This is a genomic window from Kovacikia sp. CALU 1929 (assembly GCF_056784235.1).
The window spans coordinates 1-1,430 of record NZ_JBXBCF010000016.1 but is presented as its reverse complement, the minus strand read 5'-3'; the positions used below and the strand labels follow the sequence as shown (position 1 = coordinate 1,430).

3 protein-coding genes are annotated in these 1,430 nt (G+C 45.8%); 2 read left to right on the top strand and 1 reads right to left on the bottom strand.

Features of this window, described 5'->3' with window-relative positions:
• Positions 1–165 precede the first annotated feature (165 nt).
• Positions 166–1,068 carry a hypothetical protein gene (locus AC1S52_RS00965; protein ID WP_482027168.1) on the top strand — a complete coding sequence of 301 codons (903 nt, stop codon included), beginning with the start codon at positions 166–168 and terminating at the stop codon, positions 1,066–1,068.
• Positions 1,069–1,072: 4 nt separating this feature from the next.
• Here the strand turns inward: AC1S52_RS00965 and AC1S52_RS00960 are convergent, their stop codons facing one another.
• A complete protein-coding gene (locus AC1S52_RS00960) occupies positions 1,073–1,273 on the bottom strand; it encodes a hypothetical protein (protein ID WP_482027167.1) in 201 nt (66 codons plus the stop codon).
• A 56-nt stretch (positions 1,274–1,329) separates the two neighbouring features.
• On the opposite strand from AC1S52_RS00960, the gene AC1S52_RS00955 reads away from it, so the two are divergent.
• Positions 1,330–1,430: IS1/IS1595 family N-terminal zinc-binding domain-containing protein (locus AC1S52_RS00955; protein ID WP_482027120.1), on the top strand; the 101-nt coding region annotated here is incomplete at its 3' end.

Sequence of the window (1,430 nt, the reverse complement as noted above, 5' to 3'; positions counted from 1 at the left end):
GACTCACGCTTGGTTGTTACCTTTTGGTTGCTCAATAGAAGAGGATTGAGCAATCTATTTTGTCCTGCTCAAATCTCAATCCCATCAATTTTTCATTTCCGCTTGACTTTCAAGACAATCGCTACGGCGAGGGGCGATCGCACTTAATTACTGAGTGGATGTTGCATGAAAATAAAGTCTTGGAAGGCAGCCATAGCATTTCTTCTGTATGTAAGCTGGATCATTTTTCCATCAAAACTAGCGGCATCCCATCCATCGCCAGGAAACAGTATGAACCAACACCAAAACCATAATGCGGCAGCACAATTTACACGTCCATGGTCCGGGAGGCGAGGTATTGAGACAATATATCGCAATGGTAGGGTTGTGTTGGTCAAGGCTCCCTTGGATTCCCTTTCAGATGTACTTGAGAAGAGAGCACTTGAAGCACGACGAAATGTGATTGGATCAGAGATTGAAGTGTCAGGCTCTTTTAGATTTGCGTTTCAACTCGTCGGGCATCCCTGGTCGATTATGGTTCGTGATGAAATAATAGAACCTCGTCGCATCGCAGTGTCCCCACCGCCCAGTGAAGCTCAACTTTCTAAGGAATTAGGAGTACCCGTAATTGACTTGAACGTCAGCGACACTACTGACTCGATTGGGTATACGTTATTTGAGAAAGGGGAGGTTATTGAGTACTTTTGGGGACTGAAGGGTGATACCGATGAAGAAATCAGTGATCGTGGCTTGCCAATTCAGCGATACCTATTGTCTCCATCCCCCCAGCTTCACCCTGAAGCCAAGCAAACAGTCTATTTTGGGTCACGCCGTCGCCAAATAAGCGTTAAAGAATTTGGTGACATTTGGGAGTTTGCAGAACGTTTTCTGGCTGAAAATGATGCTTTTGATCCTGGTATTGATGCCGCCTACCTATTGGGTGCATCCCCCTTGAAGCGGGGCGGTCGTTATCGCGTTCAGAATCCTGGATTTATTTTGATTACTGGTTATGATGCTGATGGAAATAGACAACAGGTTATGTCTATCCCTGATTTAATTCGAGTTGATTATTTCAGGTTTGGAAATTGATATATTATGCGATCGCCACCAATGCCAATGGCAATAGCCTGCCTGCAACCCTGTCCGTCACGATCGATGCGACCCTACCAACCGCACAGGTTAAAACATTAGCAGCCGATAGTGCGATCGCCGATCTTGTAGCGCGATCGCCGATCTTGTAGGTTGGGTTGAGGCGACGAAACCCAACATCACCAATCTCGCAAAAGAGAAGCATTCAACAGTATCATTTCGGGCGTTGCATAATGGGAATATGAAATCAGGGTGAAACCGATGCAATGTCCCGAATGTGGCTCAACTGACATCAGTAAGAACGGCAAGCAAAGAGGTAAACAAAATTACCTCTGCAAAACCTGTCGGCGGCAATTTATCGA